This window comes from Novosphingobium sp. CECT 9465, from assembly GCF_920987055.1.
In the GTDB taxonomy this organism is placed as follows: domain Bacteria; phylum Pseudomonadota; class Alphaproteobacteria; order Sphingomonadales; family Sphingomonadaceae; genus Novosphingobium.
Genome location: NZ_CAKLBX010000001.1, coordinates 2,028,872 through 2,046,261 on the forward strand (window position 1 = coordinate 2,028,872; position 17,390 = coordinate 2,046,261).

Below are 17,390 nucleotides of genomic sequence, written 5' to 3' on the forward strand. Positions count from 1 at the left end.
ATTGGCTGGTTGTTGCCAGTGCGTTCATGCATCCCATTCGGCGAGACTTTCGCCGCTCAGCGCATCTTCGAGCACGACCTTGCTGAATTCTACCGAAGCAGCACAAGTTGGCGGATGCGAGGGTTGGCTGACGACACAGTGGATTGGCTGACCGTCGGCAAATCCCGAAATCCGTCCGACCAGCTTCACCCTAAAGCTGTGTGGCGGGATTCCGCCATCAGCCGACAATCTTTCGGTGTGGGTGTATGGACGGTTGCCACGTCTCAGCGTGCGCGGTGAATCGGGCGAGAAAAATTGTACGAGAGCGAAGCGCGCTCCCGGATTGGTGTCCATCGCACTGCCTGCGGGCGTTGTGGCGGCCAAGTTCGACTGCTCTGCCTGCTTCGGACAATCTTCGGACCGCGTCCACGGACGTTCCATCCAGAAGCCTTCGGCAGCATCATGGGATGTTGCAGCGGCCAGTGCATCAAACAGCGGATCGGCAGTCCATACCTGCCGTGCAAAGCTGATGCGCAGCACGTTTGACCCGGCTTCCAGCTTCCAGTTGCCCCATCTGCCGAGATTTGCCCCTGGGCATGCAAATGGCAGCCGCAATTCAAAGGTACGGTTGACAAGCTCAAGGTTTGACTCAGGCAAGGGTTTGCCTGCGGCAACTTCGTCGGCGGCGGCCGCAGCCGCGGCAATCAGGTCGGCCCGGTCCAGCGCCGATAACGGAGTGACAGCCCCCATCGGTTCTGGCGGAGCTGCCGGTGCGATGGGCGAAGCGCTCCCTTCGGGCGGAACTTGCTCACGCTGTTCCTTGCATCCCGCCAGAAGCAGAAGCACTGCCAGGGCGCCAACGCATTGTTGATGCAAGGTGCCGCGCAATCCATGTGCCTGTTTCATACAGAAAACCTAGCACCGATTGTCGAGGGCGTCATCCACCTGTAAGCCTTTGAAGAATGACGTTTGAACAGATCATAACCCTGGCAGTGCTCATCGGTGTGGTGGGGGCGCTGATTGCCGACCGGCTGCGCGCCGATGTGGTCGCCTTGAGCGGTGCCGCGATCCTGCTCGTAACGGGTGCCGTCAGGCCAAGCGAAGTGCAAGGGGCGTTCGCAAGCCCTGCGATCCTCACCCTGGCCTCACTGTTCGTGATTGCTCATGCGCTCGAACTGTCGGGCCTGCTCGACAAAGCCATCGATCAGGCAGTGCTGCTCTGTCGTCGCACCGGCGCCGCAGGATTGTGGGGCATCATCGCCATGTCCGGCCTGGGATCGGCGTTTCTCAACAACACGCCCATCGTGGTCGTGGCCGCTCCGGTTGTACGCGACGTTGCCAAATCCATTGGCCTCGATCCACGACGATTCCTGATGCCGCTGTCCTATGTCGCGGTTCTCGGCGGATCGTGCACACTCATCGGCAGTTCGACAAACCTCCTGGTAGACGACATGGCCCGCTCATCCGGGCAGGCGCCGTTCGGCATATTCGAGATCACACCCGTAGGCCTTGCCATGGCAATTGCAGGTGGCATCTATCTCATGCTTTTCACCGGCCGCCTTGTCGCAAGCGGCGCAGGAGCCAGTGGATCGCGAAGCGACGATACCGTGGATGCGCCCGATGTGGCGCGCCGTCCTGTAAGCCACGTTGATCTGACCGGGGACTCGCTCGAAGATACACGGGTCTTTGCCCAGGTTCATCCGTTCCGTCCGGCCATGGCCGTGATCTCGATCGCCGTATTCATCACCGTCATTGCGGTTGCGGCGATAGACCTAGTGCCGATCGCCGCGGCGGCCTTCGCCGGTGCGGTGCTGTTGATCGTGTTGCGGGTGATCTCGCCCGATCAGGCTTATGGCGGGCTGAGACCCGAAATACTGCTGCTGATCGCAGGGATGGTGGTGATCGGCATCGCGATGGAACAGACCGGGCTTGCCGCCGAAGCGACACAGTGGATGATCTCCTCCGTCAACGGAGTGGGACCGCTGTCCGCGATGATCATGCTATACGGGGCCACGCTGCTGCTCACCGAGCTTCTGTCGAATGCAACGGTGGCTGTGCTGCTGACGCCTGTGGCCGTGGCACTGGCAGAAAGTCTTGGGGTCAGCCCCCGCCCCTTCCTGGTAACAATCATGATGGCTGCCAGTGCTGCTTTCGCAACGCCATTCGGCTATCAGACCAACGTGCTGGTCTATCAAATGGGCGGATATCGTTACACCGACTTTGTCAAGCTGGGGCTGCCGCTCAACCTTCTGACGTGGGCCGTCGCGGTGCTGACCATCCACCAGTTGTTCCCCTTCTGAACGTGCGGCTTGCCGCGTCCCGGAAATGGTGATTACCGCCTGACAAAGTTATGGCCGGCGTCTTTTTTACCGCGGTCATCCAACGACGCTGCTGGATAGCATGTCAGGGAGTTGATGCAGCGTTCGCCCTTAACGTATGGCGATTATATCGTTTGCAAACATTCCTTCGTCGTTGCGAGGAGGCGAAGCCGACGAAGCAATCCAGTGTCATTACACGTCGCTCTGGATTGCTTCACCTCGCTGCGCGAGGCTCGCAACGACGAGGTCAGAGTTTGCATTTGCAAACGATATAATCGCCTGACGTATCGCTACCGTCTTTGCGCGGACATTCGCTGATCGAAGCGCATTGGCCAAAACGGCCCACCTTTTGACGATGGCGGGAACCAAACACGCGGCACCAAGGTTCCCGAAAGGTCCGGGCGCGACATTATGCGCAGAAATAGCTCGCAGGAGACGAAAGATCGGGAATTCTGAAACCCTTTTACCCTCTCCTCCCCCGACGCTGCTCGATAACGCCACGCTCTTTCTGGATCTTGACGGCACCCTGTTCGATCTCGTCGATCGGCCCGACGATGTGTCTGCCGATTCTGATATGCAATCGCTGCTGACACAGCTTGCAAACCGTCTTGATGGCCGAATGGCGGTGGTCAGCGGTCGTTCTCTTGAACAGATCGATGGAATACTGGGTGTTTCGGCAAAAAACCTTGCAATTTCAGGTAGCCATGGCTGCGAACACCGCTGGCAGGGTGTAACCGTAACGCCCGACAGGCCAAGTGCGCTTGATGACGTAGCCACGCGATTCCACGCTTTCGCACACAACCGTTCCGGCGTTCTGGTTGAGGAAAAGAGCCTTGGCGTTGCGCTGCATTATCGCTTGTTTCCACAAGCCGAGACGGCCGCGGTGGCGCTGGCAAGGCAACTGGCCGGACAACGTGGCCTGTACTTGCAGCACGGCAAGATGATGGTGGAACTGCGCGTCGGCATTGGCGACAAGGGCAGCGCGATCCGCGCGATGATGTCCCGCGCGCCCATGGCAAACACGATCCCGGTTTTCGCGGGCGACGATCTGACGGATGAGCCCGGTTTCGAGGCCGTGGATGCCCTTGGCGGTCATGCCATCCTCGTTGGAGACCCTCGTCCCACTGCCGCACACTTCGGCCTGCCATCGCCAGGCGGGCTTCGCCAATGGCTTTGGAGCACTTTGCAATGACAGTTTCGCTCGACTTGTGGCCGATCGGCAATTGTCAGGTCTCGGCGCTCATCGATACTGCCGGGCAACTGGTGTGGGGCTGTGTGCCGCGGGTCGATGGTGACCCGTTCTTTTCGGCATTGCTGGGGGGAGACGATCCTGCCGGCGGCTTTTGGGCGATCGATATCGAAGATGGTGTCGAAACGACACAGGCCTATCTGCGCAACACGCCGATCCTGGTGACACGTCATCGCGATGCTGCGGGAGGCGAGATCGAGATCGTCGACTTCTGCCCCTATTTCAGACGCAATGGCCGCACGTATCGCCCCATGGCGTTCGCGCGGATCGTACGCCCGATTGCCGGATCGCCGCGCATCCGGGTGCGATTGCGACCGACCTGCGGCTGGGGCAGCACATGCACCATAAGCGCAGGCGGATCCAACCACATCCGTTACCTGTCAGGCACGATGACGATGCGGTTGACCACATCCGCGCCGGTCGGGCTGGTCGCCGAAGAACGAGTGTTTCGCGTCGAACAGGCGCACCACTTCTTTCTTGGACCGGACGAAAGCTTTGCCGGGGACCTTGCCGAAACGCTTGACCAGATGCTCGACGCAACGACCGCCGAATGGCGCGAATGGGTGCGCGGGCTGGCCACCCCGGTCGAATGGCAGGACGTGGTGATCCGCTCGGCGATCACGCTCAAACTGTGCCAGCATGAGGAAACCGGCGCGATCGTGGCGGCACTGACCACCTCTATCCCCGAACACGCCGGTTCGCAGCGCAACTGGGACTACCGCTACTGCTGGATCCGCGATGCCTATTACACCGTGCAGGCGCTGAACCGACTGGGTGCGCTCGATGTGCTCGAAGGCTATCTCGGCTATTTGCGCAACATTGTCGACGATGCCCGCGGCGGGCATATCCAGCCACTTTACGGCGTTCTTGGCGAAGCAACGCTGGATGAGCGGATTGCCGAAAACCTGCCCGGCTATCGCGGCATGGGGCCTGTGCGGGTGGGCAATGCCGCCTATTCCCAGGTCCAGCACGACGCCTACGGCCAGATCGTGCTGTCAAACACCCAAGGGTTCCTTGACCAGCGCCTGCTGCGCATGTCGGGCCTTGCCGATTTCGAAGCGCTGGAAAAGGTCGGTGAACGGGCGTGGGCGCTGTTCGACAAGCCCGACGCCGGACTATGGGAACTGCGTACGCGCCAGTCGGTCCACACCTATTCGGCAGCAATGTGCTGGGCCGCTTGCGACCGGCTGGGCAACGCCGCACAGGCGCTTGGCCTGGACGAGCGTGCAGCCTTCTGGGGCGAGCGCGCCGCCGCGATCCGAACGCGTATCGAAGAGGAGGCATGGCGCCCGGAAACCCAGCGCATGTCGGCTACCTTCTCCGGCGACGATCTCGATGCCAGCGTCATCCAGTTGCTCGACTTGCGCTTCCTTGCGCCCGATGATCCGCGCTTCATCTCGTCGCTGGAGGCAATCGAAAGTGGCTTGCGCCGCGGATCGCACATGCTGCGCTATGCCACCGAGGACGACTTCGGTCTGCCGGAAACCGCGTTCAACGTGTGCACCTTCTGGTTGATCGAAGCCCTGCACCTTACCGGCCGCAGTGCAGAAGCCCGGACGCTTTACGAAGAAATGCTGAGCCGACGCACACAGGCAGGCCTGCTGTCCGAAGACATCGACCCCCTGAGCGGCGAACTCTGGGGCAATTATCCGCAAACCTACTCACTTGTCGGCCTGATCAATTGTGCCGGTCTGCTGAGCAAGCCCTGGAACAGCGTACGATGAGCAGGCTCATAGTCATATCCAACCGCGTAAGTACGGGCGGCGGCGCGCAGGGAGGCCTCGCTGTCGCGCTTTCGGCCGCGCTGCGCGAACATGGCGGCATATGGTTCGGATGGTCGGGCAACGAGACCAGCGAATTTACCGGACACATCAACCTTGAGCGCATCGATGGCGTCACCACCGCCACAGTTGACCTTGAGGAACAGGACATCGATGAATACTACAACGGCTACGCCAACCTCACACTGTGGCCGCTGTTCCATTATCGTATCGATCTTGCCGAATACGAACGCAGCTTTGCCGATGGTTACCAGCGCGCGAACGAACGATTTGCCGATACCGTGCTTCCGCTGATCGAATCCGACGATCTTGTCTGGGTGCAGGATTACCACATGTTTCCGCTGGGCAGGGAACTGCGCAAGCGCGGTCTACAGAACCGCATCGGCTTTTTCCTGCATATCCCGTGGCCGCCGCGTCGGCTTCTGGCAACCCTGCCAGAGGCGCGAGCGCTGACCGAGGGCCTGCTTGCCTATGACCTGATCGGCTTTCATACCGATGAGTGGCTGCAATCGTTCTGCGATTACGTGACCCATGAACTGGGCGGAACGATCGACGACGATGGCCTACTTGCAGTTGGAGGGCGCCGTGTGCGGCTGATCGCATGCCCGGCCGGCATAGATGCCAAGGAATTCGCAGCCCTGGCCGCCAGTGACAAAGCCAGGGAAACCTACGAACGCGTAAGGCACAGCGCGGTCGGCCGCACGATGATCGTCGGGGTGGACCGGCTTGACTATTCCAAGGGGCTGGAGGAGCGCTTTCTGGGCTATGAAAGGTTCCTGACCGAGCATCCCGAAGAGCGCAAGGAAGTCACGCTTCTCCAGATTGCGCCGCCATCGCGCGGCACGGTCGACAGCTACCAGCGCATTCGCAGCGCGCTCGAAGGGCTGGCCGGACGGATCAACGGCGCTCATGCCGGTCTCGACTGGGTGCCGATCCGTTATGTCAACCAGGGCTACACGCGCGACATGCTCGCCGGGGTTTATCGGGCGAGCAAGGTCGGTCTGGTGACTCCGTTGCGCGATGGCATGAACCTTGTCGCCAAGGAATATGTGGCCGCGCAGGATCCCGAAGATCCCGGCGTCCTGATACTTTCGCGTTTTGCCGGTGCGGCCGAACAGATGACCGAAGCGCTGCTGGTCAATCCCCACAGCGCCGAGGAGATTTCCGACGCGCTCGTCCGCGCAATCACGATGCCGCGCGACGAACGTATCCGGCGCTGGCGCGCGCTCATGCAGGGCGTTGAAGAGAACGACGTGATGTGGTGGTCGAAGCGATTTACAGATACGTTGCAGGAATGCGATGTTCGCAAATGTACCCTGAACGATGCGATGCATGGTTATTCCTGATCATCGCGGTTCCTTCTGACATGGGGAATGCCTTTCATATCCCAACGCAGCTGATCGCGCGCCACATCGACCCCTGCCAGCAAAGCTTTTGGCGGCAAAGCGCTTTATCTCGAAGCCTAGGTCGCGCTGGCGCGATCTTGAAGTGCGGTTGTTCGATCCAGCGCCTGTGCCTGAAGGTGTCCTCGCCCGAACTGGAACAGGCCGCAGCACTCGCCAGAACTGAGACAATCCCGTCCAGTTTGGCAGTTTTCGCTATCCGAAGAAGGCGGCCTTTCAATATAATATTGATTTATAATAATATTTATTGAGCCGTCCACCTGGATAGGGGCATCTACTTAGCAATTAACCGAATAGTTAAGCACCGTAGGTTGGCAGATGAACACTTGCAGAACGCCGGAGGGGAACGGCGTTTGTAAAGCTAACGGGGGTGCCGACGGATGAGCAAGGATCAGCTAAAGGCCAAAGCACGCAGATTGATCGCCGCTGCAAACGAACTGCTTGCGATCGCCCATGAACTTGAACTTGGCATCGGCGATGATCGCGCGCCGGACGAATTGACGGTTCCGCACAACGCAAAGGACAGCCCGGCGTGGGCGGAAGTGGCCCGCTCGGTCTATCGGGAACGCAGGCATCGTTCCGACGTGTTCGGCGATCCCACCTTGTTCGGAGAGCCTGCGTGGGACATTCTGCTCGACCTGTTCATCGCCGCGAAGGAACGCAAGCGTCTGCCGGTGACCAGCGCCTGCATCGGCGCGGCCGTACCTGCCACGACTGCGCTGCGCTGGTTGACCGTGCTGGAAGAAAAGGGCCTGATCCTGCGCGAAAATGACACCGCTGACGCGCGTCGCGTATTTGTGCGGCTTTCGGCGGACGGTTATGAAAAGATGGTGGCCTATTTCACCCATGTCGCCAGCGACATGCGTCAGGACGAGCGGATCGAAGCGCCCGCGTTGCGCATGGCTTCGGGTGCCTGACGCGCTGCTGAATCAGAAAGGGCGGCCACTCTTCACCGCCCTCCTCCCATCCAGTCCGAAATGCGTCAGAAGCTGAGGCGACCGAAGGCCGCCTTGCCGGCATAACGCGCCGAATTGCCCAGTTCTTCTTCGATGCGGATGAGCTGGTTGTACTTTGCAAGCCGGTCAGATCGTGCGAGCGATCCGGTCTTGATCTGGCCGCAGTTGGTGGCAACCGCCAGGTCGGCGATGGTCGCATCCTCGGTTTCGCCGGAGCGGTGCGACATCACGGCCGTATAGCCGTTGCGCTGCGCGATGCTGACCGCTTCCAGCGTTTCCGTCAGGGTGCCAATCTGGTTGACCTTGACCAGAAGGGAGTTGGCCAGCCCCTTGCCGATACCCATTTCAAGGCGCTTGGGATTCGTGACGAACAGATCGTCGCCGACCAGCTGTACGCGCTTGCCAACCTTGGCGGTCAGTGCGGCCCAGCCTTCGAAATCGTCCTCACCCATGCCGTCCTCAATGGAGATGATCGGATAAGCGTCGCACAGTGCGGCAAGGTAATCGGCCATGGCATCAGGCGAGAGCGAGAGGCCTTCGCCGCTGATTTCGTACTTGCCGCCCTTGAAGAATTCGGTGGCGGCGCAATCGAGCGCCAGCATCATGTCCACGCCCGGCTTGAACCCTGCCTTTTCGATCGAGGCCATCACGAAATCGAGTGCATCGCGCGTGCTGGCAAGATTGGGCGCAAACCCGCCTTCATCGCCAACGGCAGTGGCGAGGCCCTTTTCATGCAGGCCCTTCTTGAGCGTGTGGAAAACTTCTGCGCCCCAGCGCACGGCCTCTGCCAAGGTCGGCGCGCCGACTGGCATGATCATGAATTCCTGGAAGTCGATCGGGTTGTCGGCATGTTCGCCACCGTTGATGATGTTCATCATCGGCACCGGCAGAACGTGGGCGGAAACGCCACCGACATAGCTGTAAAGCGGCAGGCCACGCGCATCGGCTGCGGCCTTGGCGATCGCAAGGCTGGTGCCAAGGATGGCGTTTGCGCCAAGACGGCTCTTGTTCTCGGTGCCGTCAAGCTCGATCATCGCAAGATCGATGTCGCGCTGGTCTTCGGCGTCCATTCCGACAATGGCTTCGGCAATGTCGGAATTGACTGCGGTTACCGCCTTGGTCACACCCTTGCCAAGATATCGGGCCTTGTCGCCATCGCGCAGTTCGACCGCCTCATGCGCGCCCGTCGATGCGCCCGATGGTACGGCGGCACGGCCGAAGCTTCCGTCTTCCAGCAAGATGTCGACTTCGACGGTGGGATTTCCACGACTGTCTAGGATTTCACGTGCATGGATGTCGATGATCGCGGTCATGGTCTGCTCCCTGCGGGGCGGCGGGGGTTCCCGGCGCCAAGGTTTGCCCGCGCTCCTATCGGCTGGAACCCCGGCAGGCAAGCCGCGTTGATGCACGAATTGGACGAACCGCAACCATACCCCTTGCCTTTGTGGTAAAGGGTCTAGCAAGATGGCGCGAACTGCCCATATCGTGTTGGCAACAGCCGCGCGACATGCCGAAGGGAACTCTACAATGGCCAACAAGACTTTGACCCCCGCAGACGCAACCGACATTACCGCTGCTGCCGCAGTATCCGACACAGACGACGTGAGCGCCAAGGGCCGCTTCACCAAGGCGATCGAAGAAGCCAAGGCCGGTGCCGAAGCCCTGAAGGGCGAAGCGATTGACAAGGGCGCGGCCTACAAGGCGAAAGTCAGCGACACGGCGACCGACTGGATGGGCGAGGCGAAGTCCTACGCTGGCCAGGCGAAGGAAAAGGGTGCCGCCCTTGCAGTTGAAGGCAAGGCGAAGGCCAGCGACGCGCTGAGTACGCTGGGCAAGACCATTTCCGACAATGCCGCGACGATCGACGAAAAGCTCGGCGTGCAATATGGCGACTATGCCCGGACCGCAGCACGTTCGATCCAGGAAACAGCGGCGAAGCTCGAAGCCAAGGATCTGGGCGAACTCGGCGATGATGTGAAGCAATTTGTCCAGAAAAGCCCCGGCGTTGCCATTGGCATTGCAGCCGTGGCGGGATTTGCGATTGCAAAGTTGCTTTCGGGTGGATCGGACGACTGAACCGGCCGAACGCAGCAGCGATTGCAGTGTGATGGCTGACATCGACGACCCCACCTTGGTCGCGGAAGAACCGAAACCTTCCTCGATCGGTGACGCGATTGGCGCGTTGATCGAGGACGGGCAGACGCTGGTCGAGGCGGAAATTGCCTATCGCAAAGCTCAGGCGGCTTTTGGCCTGGGTGAGGCAAAGGCAATTGCCGTGCTTCTCATCCTGGGACTGGCTTTCGGGTTCTTCACCCTGCTAGCAATTGTCGTTGGTCTTTTGCTGGCGCTGGCCTTTTACGTCGGGGTCTGGGGCGCACTTGCGTTGGTTGGCGGAGGATTGCTCATTCTGGCCGGGCTTTGCCTGCTGCTTGCCTTGCGCAGGCTGAGCCGGGCAAAGGCAGGCCTGCTTGGCACGGAGAAGGCAGCATGAGCGAAGCGCTGACCATCGCCACCGCACGGGCATTGCGCGACGAGGCGCTGGCGATTTTCCGAGCCGACCTGCAACTTGCCAAAACTGAATCTTCGCCCGCGCGGATCAAGGAACGCGCGGTGGATGAAGCCGTTGAGATGATCGATACCGTTCGCGACGTTGCGATCGAAAACAAGGCCGTAGTCGGCGCGATTCTGGCGATGTTGACCGGGTGGCTCTTCCGTGGCCAATTGATCGACCTTGGCACCCGGATGCGTGATACGGTCCGACCCGGAGATTGAAATGAAGAACAAGTCCCCCGCCGAAAAGCCGGAATTGCGCGACAAGGTAACCGCGGCAAAAGCGCGCCTTGATGAACGCACGGCCAATGCGCGTCCGGTTGATTCGGTGAAGTCCCTGATCGCTGATCATCCGGTGGCCTCTCTTGCTGCGGGCATCCTGCTGGGCGCCCTGATTGCAAAGGCCCTTCCCTCCTCCGGCCGGTGGCGCAAGGGTGCGGCGGGTCTCGCCACCGTCGCAGGGCAGTTTGCCGCAGACTATGCGTCCAAAGCTGCGAACGCCGGTCGCGAAGGGCTACACAAAGTTGAGGAAGCGGGCAGCACGGTTGGTGACAAAATCGCGGAAGGCAGCAGCGATGCAAGGCGCAAAGCGGTCGATCTGGCCGAAGTGGCTCGTTCTGCCGCCATCGAAGCCAGTGAGATCGCCGTTCGCAAGGTCACCGAACTTGCCTCGCGATTGAAGCATTGATCAGAAACGCTCGTTGACCGGAGCGAAATACGCCTTTGGTCGACTTGCGCTGACGCCGACTTTTTGTCAGGGGCAGGCAGTCAATCCTCCCCAATGGAAAGTCGCCAATGCAAAAGCTGCACCTCGTGATGGGCGGGCGGGTCAAAGATCCGCAGGGCCTGGAATTCGTCGATCTCAAGGCAATCGATATCGTGGGCGTTTTCCCCGATTATGCGACGGCTGAAGATGCCTGGCGCAGCGCGGCGCAGCGCACGGTCGATGATGCCGAAATGCGCTATGTGATTGTCCACATGCACAAATTGCTTGAGCCTGACTTGCCTGTCGCGTGAGCTTGAAAATGAAAAGGCCCCGGATCGCTCCGGGGCCTTTTCATTTGGCGATTATGGCGTTTGCAAACATCCCTTCCTCGTTGCGAGGAGGCGAAGCCGACGAAGCAATCCAGAGTTGCTCTGGATTGCTTCGTCTCGCTGCGCAACCCTCGCAACGACGAAGCCAGAGCTTGCATTTGGAAACGGTATAGTCGCCTTTTCCGTTGCTGCCTCAAACAGAAATCAGATGAACTCGATCTTCTGCACGAGGTAGAACTTGTCACCCGACGGCACGGTCACTTCGATTTCTTCGTCCACCTTTCGCCCGATCAGCGCCTTGCCCAAGGGTGAGTTGTAGCTGATCATGCCATTCTTGGCGTCAGCTTCATAAGGTCCGACGATCTGGTATTTTACCGGCTTGTCATCTTCGTCGAGCAAGGTCACCGTGGCGCCGAAGATGATCTTGTCGCCCGAAAGGGTCGTCGGATCAATGATCTGCGCGCGGCTTACGCGGTCTTCCAGATCGCCGATTGCGGCTTCGACCTGCCCCTGGCGTTCCTTGGCCGCGTGATATTCCGCGTTTTCGGAAAGATCACCATGGGCGCGGGCTTCTTCGATGGCATCAACGATCAGGGGGCGCTCTTCACGCAGCGCTTTCAGCTCTGCGGTCAGGCGTTCATAGCCCGCAGCAAGCATCGGCAGCTTTTCCACACTCGCCATCCGTCAGTCTCTTTCCTGTCCTGCGCCCTGCCTGCCACGCCGGCATTCAGGGAAAACCTACCCCCGCCGACCGACGCCGCATGCGCCAGGCCGGATCTTCCGTGTAGTGATGCCGGGGAGCTTTCACTTCATTCAGCTATAATAGTCCTGCAATGATCGCACTTCAAGTTCGGCAGAGCGCAAGGCTTCGATTGCCTCGACCACTGCGACCGAAGCAGCCGCCGTCGTGAACGAAGGAACCCGCGCGGCCAGCGCCGAAGCGCGGATCGATTGCGAATCCTTGTGGCTCTGCCAGCCTTCGGTCGTGTTGAAGATCAGCGCGATATCGCCATCGATGATCCGGTCCACGATGTGCGGGCGCCCTTCGGCAACCTTGTTCACCCGCTCGACGATCACGCCCGCATCGGCAAGATAACGCGCGGTGCCGCCGGTGGCCACGATCCTGAAGCCCAGTTCGGTAAGCTTGGCGACCGCTGGCAGGACCATCGCCTTGTCCGAATCCTTGACCGAGACGAACACCGTGCCGCCCTGCGGCAGCTTTACCCCTGCCCCCAGTTGGGACTTGGCAAAGGCCACTGCAAAGGTGCTGTCGATGCCCATCACTTCGCCGGTCGATTTCATCTCTGGCGAAAGCACCGGATCGATGCCGGGGAAGCGCGCGAACGGGAACACGGCTTCCTTGACCGCCATGTAATCGATCTCGCGCTTTATCGGCGGCAGATTGGCCAGCTTTTCGCCCGCCATGATCCGCGCGGCAAACTTGGCAATCGGCTGACCGATAGCCTTGGCTACAAACGGCACCGTCCGGCTGGCGCGCGGGTTCACTTCGATCAGGTAAACCTCGCCATCCTTGATCGCGAATTGAATGTTCATCAGCCCGCGCACGTTGAGGCCCCGCGCCAGCAGGATAGCCTGACGTTCCATTTCCGCGATGATGTCCGCAGGCAGACTGTAAGGCGGCAGAGTGCAGGCGCTGTCGCCCGAATGGATGCCCGCCTCTTCGATATGTTGCATCACGCCTGCGACGGTCACGTCATCACCATCAGCCAGGGCATCGACATCGCATTCGATGGCATCGCGCAGATACTGGTCGATCAGCACCGGGCTGTCGCCCGAAACCTGCACGGCAGTAGCTATATAGTCGTCAAGCTGCGCCTGGCTGTCGACGATCTCCATCGCGCGCCCGCCCAGAACGTAGCTGGGGCGGATCAGCACGGGGTATCCGATGCGCGCGGCAACGGCCACGGCTTCGTCACGGCTGCGCGCCATGCCGTTCATCGGCTGCTTGAGGCCGAGCTTGTTGACCAGCGCGGCGAAGCGTTCACGGTCTTCGGCAAGGTCGATGGAGTCAGGCGAGGTGCCAAGGATCGGAATGCCCGCATCCTGCAGCGCTTGCGCCAGCTTCAGCGGTGTTTGACCGCCGAACTGCACGATCACGCCGACCAGTTCGCCGTTCGACTGTTCCAGTTCCAGGATTTCGAGCACGTCTTCGGCAGTCAGCGGCTCGAAATAGAGGCGATCGGACGTGTCGTAGTCCGTCGAGACGGTTTCGGGGTTGCAGTTGACCATGATGGTCTCGAACCCCGCTTCGTCCAGCGCATAACAGGCGTGGCAGCAGCAGTAATCGAACTCGATGCCCTGCCCGATGCGGTTCGGACCGCCGCCCAGGATCACGATCTTCTTCCGGTCAGTCGGCGCGGATTCGTTCTCCGGTTCGCCGAACAGGCCGCTCTCATAAGTCGAGTACATATAGGGCGTCACCGCCTCGAACTCGGCCGCGCAGCTATCGATGCGCTTGAACACCGGGCGCACGCCCAGCTTGTGGCGCAGCGCGCGGACTTCTTCCTCGCTGGTGGCCCCGGCCATGGCGTTCAGCACATCGTGCAGCAGGCCGGAGCGCTTGGCCTGGGTCTCCCCCAGTCCGCCCGCAACACCGACCGAGCGCACAGCCAGCGTGGCAAGGCGCTTGTCGGAAAAGCCCATCGCCTTCAACCGGCGCAGGCCAGCGGCATCGTTGGGCAGGCCATCGCGCTGGATCGCGGTTTCTTCCGCGATGATCTCGCAGATATGGCGCAGGAACCACGGTTCGTACTTCGTCACCGCGTGAACTTCATCGACGGTGAAGCCTTCGCGGAAGGCCTGCGCAATCGCCAGGATGCGCTCCGGCGTGGCCTTGCTTAGCGCTGCTTTGATCTGATCCCGGCTCGCACCTTCCAGTTCGACCACGCGGTTGAAGCCGTCAAGCCCGGTCTCCAGCCCACGCAGGGCCTTCTGCATGGATTCCTTGAAGTTGCGGCCAATCGCCATCACTTCGCCGACAGACTTCATCGCCGTGCCAAGGTTGCTCTCCGCGCCCTTGAACTTTTCAAAAGCGAAGCGCGGGATCTTGGTCACGACATAATCGATGGTCGGTTCGAACGCGGCAGGCGTTGCCCCGGTGATGTCGTTCATGATCTCGTCGAGCGTGTAGCCAACCGCCAGCTTGGCTGCGACCTTGGCAATCGGGAAGCCGGTGGCCTTCGATGCCAGCGCGGATGAGCGCGACACGCGCGGGTTCATCTCGATCACGATCAGGCGGCCGTCGGCGGGGTTGACCGCGAACTGCACGTTCGATCCGCCGGTCTCAACGCCGATCTCGCGCAGCACCGCGATGCTGGCGTTGCGCATGATCTGGTATTCCTTGTCGGTCAGCGTCAGCGCCGGAGCGACGGTGATGGAATCCCCGGTATGGACGCCCATCGGATCGACGTTCTCGATCGAGCAGATGATGATGCAGTTGTCGTTCTTATCGCGGACAACCTCCATCTCGTACTCTTTCCAGCCGAGCAGCGATTCCTCGATCAGGACTTCGGTGGTCGGGCTGGCTTCGAGGCCGCCCTTCACGATCTTGACGAATTCGTCCTTGTTATAGGCAATGCCGCCGCCGGTACCGCCCATGGTGAAGCTGGGGCGGATGATCGAAGGAAGGCCCGTGCGCTCCAGAATGACAAGCGCTTCCTCGACCGAATGCGCCACGCCCGAACGCGCCGATTCCAGCCCGATCTTGTCCATCGCCTCGCGGAAGCGCTGGCGATCTTCGGCCTTGTCGATCGCATCGGCATCGGCACCGATCATCTGCACGCCGTACTTTTCCAGCGTGCCATCATTGAACAGCGCAAGCGCGGTGTTCAGCGCGGTCTGCCCGCCCATCGTCGGCAACAGCGCGTCCGGGCGCTCCTTCTCGATGATCCGGGCGACAATCTCAGGCGTGATCGGCTCGACATAAGTCGCGTGCGCCATGTCCGGGTCGGTCATGATCGTCGCGGGGTTCGAGTTCACCAGGATGATGCGATAGCCCTCTTCCTTGAGAGCCTTCACCGCCTGCGTGCCCGAATAATCGAACTCGCAAGCCTGGCCGATGATGATCGGCCCGGCGCCGATGATCAGGATCGAGGAGATGTCAGTGCGTTTGGGCATTATTGAATCCCGAGAAATGTCTTTAAAGCTTCCAATGCAGCACGAACCGCTGCTCGCAAATTCTCTTCACTTGTCTCTTTCAAAGCAGCTTTTAGCGGCTCAAAAATTAAAGAGCGAAGTGCGCTACGCAACGCAGTCCCACCTCGTCGGAGAAGTTCTAGGCCAAGATCTATGTGGACTCGAAGCCAAGACCGTTCTTCAGCCGCCAAAGAGTTAGATGCTCTGATTGTTTCGGAGGCGCTTTCAACGGTCGCCAGAATTTCTTGATATCCTGGAAGATTGTCACCAATCGAAACGAAGCGATCTGAAGCAGGAACTGCGTTCTGAGTGGACTGATCGTTGTCATTTTCGTCAAAATCTGAACTGAGAAATGCTTCAAAATCTGTGTCTACAAAGTGTCGAATCTGAGATTGATTTGTAAGATACATTTCCTCAATTACCGCATACCCCGCTGCAGTAATTTGATACACGGAGTCACCATCTTCATCGGTGTAGACCGACAAATAATCACTCTCTGCCGACGAGTTTAGAGCCATCAATATGCGTTGTCTGCCGATTTTCTTGGCAAAAAAATCGACAACTCCGCCGTCCCACATTGCAGCACGATCAGTTTGGGCAATCTGAAAATATTTTGCTAAAACCAACGTATTGATTTTGCTTTGCCGAATATAGGTCATACGCCACCCGCCAACATCCCCACGAACTTCTCGAACAGGTAGAAACTGTCCTGCGGCCCCGGCGATGCCTCAGGGTGATACTGCACCCCGAACGCGCGCTTGCCCTTCACCGCGATGCCGCAGTTCGAGCCGTCGAACAGCGAGACGTGGGTTTCCTCCACGCTGTCTGGCAGCGCCGTGTTGTCCACCGCAAAGCCGTGGTTCATCGAGGTGATCTCGACCACGCCGTCTACCATCCGCTTGACCGGGTGGTTCGCGCCGCGATGGCCCTGGTGCATCTTGGTGGTGCGCGCGCCAGCAGCGAGACCAAGCATCTGGTGGCCGAGGCAAATGCCGAACACCGGCAGGTCCATCTCCAGCAGCTTCTGGATCACCGGCACCGCATAAGCGCCGGTCGCTGCCGGATCGCCCGGACCGTTCGACAGGAACACGCCATCGGGCTTCAGTTCGAGGATCGTCTCCAGCGAGGTCTGCGCGGGGACCACTGTCACCGCCGCGCCTGCTTTTACGAGGTTGCGGAAGATGTTGTCCTTCGCGCCGAAGTCCATCGCCACCACATGCGGGCGCGCATCGCGGGGTGAGCGACCGAAGCCCCTGCCCAGATGCCAGACCGAGCCTTCCCACGCTTCCTGCCCGTCACGCGTGACCACGCGGGCGAGGTCCATACCTTCAAGGCCCGGCCATTCACGCGCGCGTTCGATCAGCGCGGGGATGTCGAACTGCCCCTTGGGGTCGTGCGCGATTACTGCGTTGGGTGCGCCGCTCATGCGGATGCGGCGGGTCAGGGCGCGGGTATCGAGGCCTGCAATGCCGATCTTACCCTGCTTTTCCATCCACTTCTGGAAGGTGCCTGCGCTGCGGAAGTTAGCGGGATCGGTCACGTCCTCACGCACCACGCAGCCGACCGCCCCCGGAACGTCATGGCTTTCCATGTCTTCATCGTTGGTGCCGACATTGCCGATGTGCGGGAACGTGAAGGTCACCACCTGGCCTGCGTAGGACGGGTCGGTCATCACTTCCTGATAGCCGGTGATCGCGGTGTTGAAGCACACTTCGCCCACGGCCGAGCCGGTGGCTCCGAAACCACGCCCCCATGCCACAGACCCATCCGCAAGCACTAGGACTCCCGTTGCGCCGTCTGGTTTAGGCGCATGCGAAAGTGCGGGGTCGGCCATGATATGGGGCGCTCCGTTGGCAGGGTTTATGACGATGTTGCTAAGGGGCGGCTGCTAGACCTCTGTCCCCCATGCGTCAACCTAGCGATTTCCGAAACTTTGGCCTACATGAGGCCTTTCCCGCATTTGC

Annotated in this window: 16 protein-coding genes; 10 read left to right on the forward strand and 6 right to left on the reverse strand. The window is 60.3% G+C overall.

Annotated elements, in window-relative coordinates:
• Positions 1-24: 24 nt before the first annotated feature.
• Positions 25-885 carry a hypothetical protein gene (locus LUA85_RS09850; RefSeq protein ID WP_231469197.1) on the reverse strand — a complete coding sequence of 287 codons (861 nt, stop codon included), beginning with the start codon at positions 883-885 and terminating at the stop codon, positions 25-27.
• 56 nt (positions 886-941) lie between these two features.
• Between LUA85_RS09850 and LUA85_RS09855 the strand changes: the two genes are divergently transcribed.
• The 5 genes from LUA85_RS09855 (at position 942) to LUA85_RS09875 (ending at position 7,647) form a co-directional block, all read left to right on the forward strand.
• On the forward strand, positions 942-2,279 hold the full coding sequence (locus tag LUA85_RS09855) for an SLC13 family permease (RefSeq protein WP_231469198.1): 1,338 nt from the start codon (positions 942-944) through the stop codon (positions 2,277-2,279).
• A gap of 526 nt (positions 2,280-2,805) precedes the next feature.
• Entirely contained in the window at positions 2,806-3,489 is a 684-nt protein-coding gene (otsB, locus tag LUA85_RS09860) for a trehalose-phosphatase (protein ID WP_371823719.1), read from the forward strand.
• On the forward strand, positions 3,486-5,270 hold the full coding sequence (locus LUA85_RS09865; protein WP_231469200.1) for a glycoside hydrolase family 15 protein: 1,785 nt from the start codon (positions 3,486-3,488) through the stop codon (positions 5,268-5,270). The genes otsB and LUA85_RS09865 overlap by 4 nt, the downstream gene beginning before the upstream one ends.
• Positions 5,267-6,673, forward strand: coding sequence for a trehalose-6-phosphate synthase (locus tag LUA85_RS09870; RefSeq protein WP_231469202.1), 1,407 nt, complete (start codon positions 5,267-5,269; stop codon positions 6,671-6,673). Before LUA85_RS09865 ends, LUA85_RS09870 begins: the two co-directional genes overlap by 4 nt.
• A 437-nt stretch (positions 6,674-7,110) precedes the next feature.
• Complete coding sequence (locus LUA85_RS09875) at positions 7,111-7,647, forward strand: MarR family transcriptional regulator (RefSeq protein WP_231469204.1); 537 nt, start codon at positions 7,111-7,113, stop codon at positions 7,645-7,647.
• A 65-nt stretch (positions 7,648-7,712) separates the two neighbouring features.
• On the opposite strand, the gene eno is transcribed toward LUA85_RS09875, so the two are convergent.
• Positions 7,713-8,999 carry a phosphopyruvate hydratase gene (gene eno, locus LUA85_RS09880; RefSeq protein ID WP_231469206.1) on the reverse strand — a complete coding sequence of 429 codons (1,287 nt, stop codon included), beginning with the start codon at positions 8,997-8,999 and terminating at the stop codon, positions 7,713-7,715.
• Between the two features lie 214 nt (positions 9,000-9,213).
• Here eno and LUA85_RS09885 point away from each other — a divergent pair, with 214 nt between their 5' ends.
• The 5 genes from LUA85_RS09885 (at position 9,214) to LUA85_RS09905 (ending at position 11,253) form a co-directional block, all read left to right on the forward strand.
• Positions 9,214-9,762 carry a hypothetical protein gene (locus LUA85_RS09885; protein WP_231469208.1) on the forward strand — a complete coding sequence of 183 codons (549 nt, stop codon included), beginning with the start codon at positions 9,214-9,216 and terminating at the stop codon, positions 9,760-9,762.
• Between the two features lie 31 nt (positions 9,763-9,793).
• Complete coding sequence (locus LUA85_RS09890; protein WP_231469210.1) at positions 9,794-10,177, forward strand: phage holin family protein; 384 nt, start codon at positions 9,794-9,796, stop codon at positions 10,175-10,177.
• Positions 10,174-10,458, forward strand: a complete 285-nt coding sequence (locus LUA85_RS09895; protein WP_231469211.1) for a hypothetical protein — start codon at positions 10,174-10,176, stop codon at positions 10,456-10,458. Before LUA85_RS09890 ends, LUA85_RS09895 begins: the two co-directional genes overlap by 4 nt.
• A 1-nt stretch (position 10,459) precedes the next feature.
• Complete coding sequence (locus LUA85_RS09900) at positions 10,460-10,924, forward strand: hypothetical protein (protein ID WP_231469213.1); 465 nt, start codon at positions 10,460-10,462, stop codon at positions 10,922-10,924.
• A 107-nt stretch (positions 10,925-11,031) separates the two neighbouring features.
• Positions 11,032-11,253 carry a DUF4170 domain-containing protein gene (locus LUA85_RS09905; RefSeq protein ID WP_231469215.1) on the forward strand — a complete coding sequence of 74 codons (222 nt, stop codon included), beginning with the start codon at positions 11,032-11,034 and terminating at the stop codon, positions 11,251-11,253.
• Positions 11,254-11,475: 222 nt separating this feature from the next.
• On the opposite strand, the gene greA is transcribed toward LUA85_RS09905, so the two are convergent.
• From greA to carA, 4 genes are all read right to left on the reverse strand, one after another.
• Positions 11,476-11,952: a transcription elongation factor GreA gene (gene greA / locus LUA85_RS09910; protein WP_231469216.1), complete on the reverse strand. Its 477-nt coding sequence runs from the start codon at positions 11,950-11,952 to the stop codon at positions 11,476-11,478.
• 132 nt (positions 11,953-12,084) lie between these two features.
• Positions 12,085-15,408 carry a carbamoyl-phosphate synthase large subunit gene (gene carB / locus LUA85_RS09915; protein ID WP_231469218.1) on the reverse strand — a complete coding sequence of 1,108 codons (3,324 nt, stop codon included), beginning with the start codon at positions 15,406-15,408 and terminating at the stop codon, positions 12,085-12,087.
• Positions 15,408-16,085, reverse strand: coding sequence for a hypothetical protein (locus LUA85_RS09920; RefSeq protein ID WP_231469220.1), 678 nt, complete (start codon positions 16,083-16,085; stop codon positions 15,408-15,410). The genes carB and LUA85_RS09920 overlap by 1 nt, the downstream gene beginning before the upstream one ends.
• Entirely contained in the window at positions 16,082-17,260 is a 1,179-nt protein-coding gene (carA, locus tag LUA85_RS09925; RefSeq protein ID WP_231469222.1) for a glutamine-hydrolyzing carbamoyl-phosphate synthase small subunit, read from the reverse strand. The genes LUA85_RS09920 and carA overlap by 4 nt, the downstream gene beginning before the upstream one ends.
• Positions 17,261-17,390: the final 130 nt, after the last annotated feature.